This is a genomic window from Bacteroides oleiciplenus YIT 12058 (assembly GCF_000315485.1).
GTDB lineage: Bacteria > Bacteroidota > Bacteroidia > Bacteroidales > Bacteroidaceae > Bacteroides > Bacteroides oleiciplenus.
The window spans coordinates 1-3,584 of sequence record NZ_JH992952.1; the positions used below are offsets into that span (position 1 = coordinate 1).

Below are 3,584 nucleotides of genomic sequence, written 5' to 3' on the forward strand. Positions count from 1 at the left end.
CTATTTAACACATTACTACGACTTTTTGAATGTTATTTTCCCTTCCAAATACGACTTTTTGAATGTTATTTTGCATCATCTACGATTTTCATTTGCACAAGTCGTAATTACTTATTATATTTGCGCAACATACTAATAATCAATAAAGGATGAAGAAAATCATAGTTCATTTTAAGAAAGAAGAATTTGAAAGGGTTAAAAACGCAATTTCTATCCTCGCAAAATTTTCTGAAATATACGCTCCTCACATAGATAAAGCCAACAGTATTTTATCCTTTCGTGTAGATGATGAAAACGAAACAACAGAAGAACAACAGTGTAACAGTCGTCAATAAAGACCAAATACAAAGCTATATTATGACGACAGCCAAGTATGACTTTTCCGTTTATGAGAAGCGCATACTTTATAGAATTGTAGAAATGGCTCAAGGTGAACTCCAAGGAGTTAGATTTGCAACTGATTGTAAAAAAATAGAACACACACTTTTTGATACCGTTCACATCACAATGCCTATTGCTTCATTGCTAAATGGAGAAAGTGATGAAAACTACACACGTGTAAAACAAGCACTGTTATCTCTACAAAAGAAAATCTTTACCTATGAGGATGAAAAAGAATGGATAAGCATTTCTATTATTGCATTGCCAAAGATAAAGAAGCGTTCATCTGTTGTATCATTCCAAATAGACTCACACATATGGGACTGCTGCTTAGATTTTTCAAAAGGGTTTCGCAAATACGAATTAGCCACTGCGATGAAGTTTAAGAGTGTATATTCTATGCGGTTCTACGAACTTTTAAGCGGTCAGAAAACAAAACTAATCTATCCACTTGAACAGCTCAAAGAAATGTTTAAAGTACAAGATAAATACGCAAAGACAAACGATTTTGTCCGGAAAGTAATTGAACCTGCAAAAAATGAGCTGGACGAACTAAGTCCTTATACATTCGAATGGTCCGCAAACAAGGAAGGGAAAAAAATTGTAAGTTTCAACTTCTATCCAATATTCAAGCCAGAGCATCGTGATGCAGAGCTATACAAAAAAGAGCTACAAAAGCAAACCGGGCTTTCATGGGATTTAGGTAGGCAAGTGATAAGTTACTTAAAAACATCTTTGGAGTTCTCCGATAAAGAAATCAAAAACAACCGGGATTTATTTGTAACAGCACAAATGGAACTTCCAGACATCATGACAGAACTCGCCATACTTAGAGGAAAATCAAGGACAAAAACAAATCCAAAAGGGTGGATTATAAATGCCCTTAAAGGGAAAATCAAGGATAAGTGACAAGATTACCCCGGCTGAAATATACCGGGGTAATCTTGTCAAATCAGAGGAACGATTTCCATTTCTACACCAAGCTCTTTCATCTGCCGCTGTATTTCCTCGCTGCTTAGTTTCTCTTTCGCCAGTACAAGCCCATGAAAGGCGTCCCAGCCTGCCGGCTTCGAAACGATACTACCGTTTAGGACGGCATGGGTGATTTCGCCGCCGGACTTCGCACCCTTGTTCAGTATGAAGAAGAACCGGGGTTCTTCGTGTTCCGCTGTTCCCATAATTCGTAAAGTTAGATGTTTATTTATTCCCCTTTTGTTCCCTTGCCTGCTCTTGGTAGTATTCATAATACTGCTTGTAGTTGTCCCGGTCTTTGGCTGCATCCGTCCAAAGATAGCACATGAAACAAGCGAACAATAGGGAGATAACAGCACAAAGGATTGAGTAGAACGAAATTCGTTTGTCCACATAACCGCCGTTTTTCATTCTATACCCCTGCCGTTCAAAGTCCGCCAATACGTTTTTTAGGCGATTTTCGGCACTTTCAAGGCTTTTCCCGTCTATTTGTACCTTTCGGGCTGTTGCGTCCTCTATGCGCTTCGTATAGACTTCAACACGCTTTAGTTCTTGATACACCAGTTCTACCGCAAGCTGCGGGTTTACCCTTGGCGTTGTGTCTTTTCTTTTCCGGGGGCTGTACTGTCCCTGCTTAACGTTGGAAGCTGCCGCTTCCGGGTGTGAGTTTGTTTCCATGAGATATGTTCATTGAGTTGCACTTCAGTTTGCTTTGTGTCCGCTCGATATGGGCGAGAGTGTAGCCTTTCCCTATCTCGCTTGCCTTATACTCCGTACCGCTTCGGGCTGTGACATAGTAGCCGTTAAGTTTCCCGGTGCTTGCCCTGGCTTCCCGGACTTTAAAACCTCTCTTACCAAGTTCTTCCTTGAATTTGGTAAAGTCAAAGCCCTGCATCTTCTTCAATACGCCGTCCATGGCTTCCTTGATTTCCGCTTTGTTGACTTTGCCAATGTCCTGCGACTGTACAAAGTTCCGTTCCTTGGCTATGGCATTGGCGGCTTCCGTTGCCTTTTTCCCTATCCAGTTGTCCCGGTACAGTTCCCCGGAAAGGGAAACCCGGTTTGCCAGTATGTGCAGGTGGGCTTGCTCTTTCTTGCTCTCCGTACCGCTGTGCCGGATGATGATGTACTGGTGGTTCGCCAACCCCATGCGCTGCATGAAGTCGTTACCAAGTTCCGCCCAGTCCGCATCCGTAAAGGTGGCGCTTTCCTCTATCGAGGGGCTGACCTCGAAACGTAGGCAGTTGTTTTTTACGTTCGGAAAATCAATGTGATACGGTTTCATTTCCTGCACCATTTCCGCACCAGTACACCCATAAAGTTCATGCCGGGCTATCTCGGTGGCTACTGCCTGCCCGTTTATCTCTTTGGCGAGGTCGTACTCCAATGCCGCCACACCATGTGATATGCTTTTCCCTTTCCCTATCATCGTGAGAGTATTTTTTTGAGCTCTGTAATTAGTGCCCGGTTCTCCTCGAACACTTCCCGGTACTGGCGACCACCGAAGTAGTTGTTCAGCCGTTGGAGCGTTCCTTTCAACTGGGCTATGTCCCGGAGAAGCTGCCGTTCCTCCTCGGTGTACCTCTCCCTTGGGCGCCCCCCAAGGGACAAACTCCGGCAGTATTCCGATACGCTTAGACTGCACCGGGCTGCCTGCTCCGCAAGTGCGTCCTTTTCAAGTTCGGTACATCGGAATGTAATCTTTTCGTTCCGTCTTAGTTCCATGCCACAAAGGTAATCTTAAAATCTTTTTGAGCAAAGCGAGAAAAGCAAGAATTGTCCGACAAGGACACTTCTTGCTATATATACACATGCCGCATGGGAATACATCCACGCCAACCGCCCGGCAAAAAGCCCAGGCATGTTAGAAAATCCCCCACAGCCTAACAATTTCTACCCAAGGGGATTACACGCCGCAGAAGTCATCCGGGAACATGTCTTTCAGTTCGTCCAAATCAATGGCTTCTTCTTCGGACACCTCCACCCATTCAACGTTTTCTTTCCCTCTTATCGCACATGAGTACATCTCGGCGGCGGCAAGGTTAGAGAACACCTCGTGCATAGGCTCGCCGTTCTCTAACCAGTAAACACAATATTCGACCATAACAGTTTTATCATTTATCGTTGTAATGCCCCTCTACCTCCAAAATGTAGACCTCTACCACTTCCTCGTAAATGTCATAGATTATCCGGTCATGGGCGGTAATGTGTCGAGACCATGTAATATCCCC

Annotated in this window: 7 protein-coding genes; 2 read left to right on the plus strand and 5 right to left on the minus strand. The window is 43.9% G+C overall.

What is annotated here, in order from left to right; translation table 11 throughout:
- Positions 1–149 precede the first annotated feature (149 nt).
- Positions 150–335 (plus strand): hypothetical protein, encoded by a 186-nt coding sequence (locus HMPREF9447_RS27270; protein WP_007560600.1) that lies wholly within the window; start codon positions 150–152, stop codon positions 333–335.
- The gene (locus HMPREF9447_RS27275) at positions 286–1,290 is read left to right on the plus strand and encodes a replication initiation protein (protein WP_007755890.1); all 1,005 of its coding nucleotides are present in this window, start codon (positions 286–288) and stop codon (positions 1,288–1,290) included. Before HMPREF9447_RS27270 ends, HMPREF9447_RS27275 begins: the two co-directional genes overlap by 50 nt.
- Before the next feature lie 38 nt (positions 1,291–1,328).
- On the opposite strand, the gene HMPREF9447_RS27280 is transcribed toward HMPREF9447_RS27275, so the two are convergent.
- From HMPREF9447_RS27280 to HMPREF9447_RS27300, 5 genes are all read right to left on the minus strand, one after another.
- A complete protein-coding gene (locus tag HMPREF9447_RS27280) occupies positions 1,329–1,559 on the minus strand; it encodes a hypothetical protein (RefSeq protein ID WP_007560596.1) in 231 nt (76 codons plus the stop codon).
- A gap of 19 nt (positions 1,560–1,578) precedes the next feature.
- Positions 1,579–2,031, minus strand: a complete 453-nt coding sequence (gene mbpC / locus HMPREF9447_RS27285) for a mobilization protein MbpC (RefSeq protein ID WP_004295511.1) — start codon at positions 2,029–2,031, stop codon at positions 1,579–1,581.
- On the minus strand, positions 1,988–2,782 hold the full coding sequence (mbpB, locus tag HMPREF9447_RS27290; protein ID WP_007560590.1) for a mobilization protein MbpB: 795 nt from the start codon (positions 2,780–2,782) through the stop codon (positions 1,988–1,990). Before mbpB ends, mbpC begins: the two co-directional genes overlap by 44 nt.
- Positions 2,779–3,078 carry a mobilization protein MbpA gene (mbpA, locus tag HMPREF9447_RS29390; protein WP_004327437.1) on the minus strand — a complete coding sequence of 100 codons (300 nt, stop codon included), beginning with the start codon at positions 3,076–3,078 and terminating at the stop codon, positions 2,779–2,781. The genes mbpB and mbpA overlap by 4 nt, the downstream gene beginning before the upstream one ends.
- A gap of 181 nt (positions 3,079–3,259) precedes the next feature.
- Entirely contained in the window at positions 3,260–3,457 is a 198-nt protein-coding gene (locus tag HMPREF9447_RS27300; protein ID WP_007209655.1) for a hypothetical protein, read from the minus strand.
- Positions 3,458–3,584 lie beyond the last annotated feature (127 nt).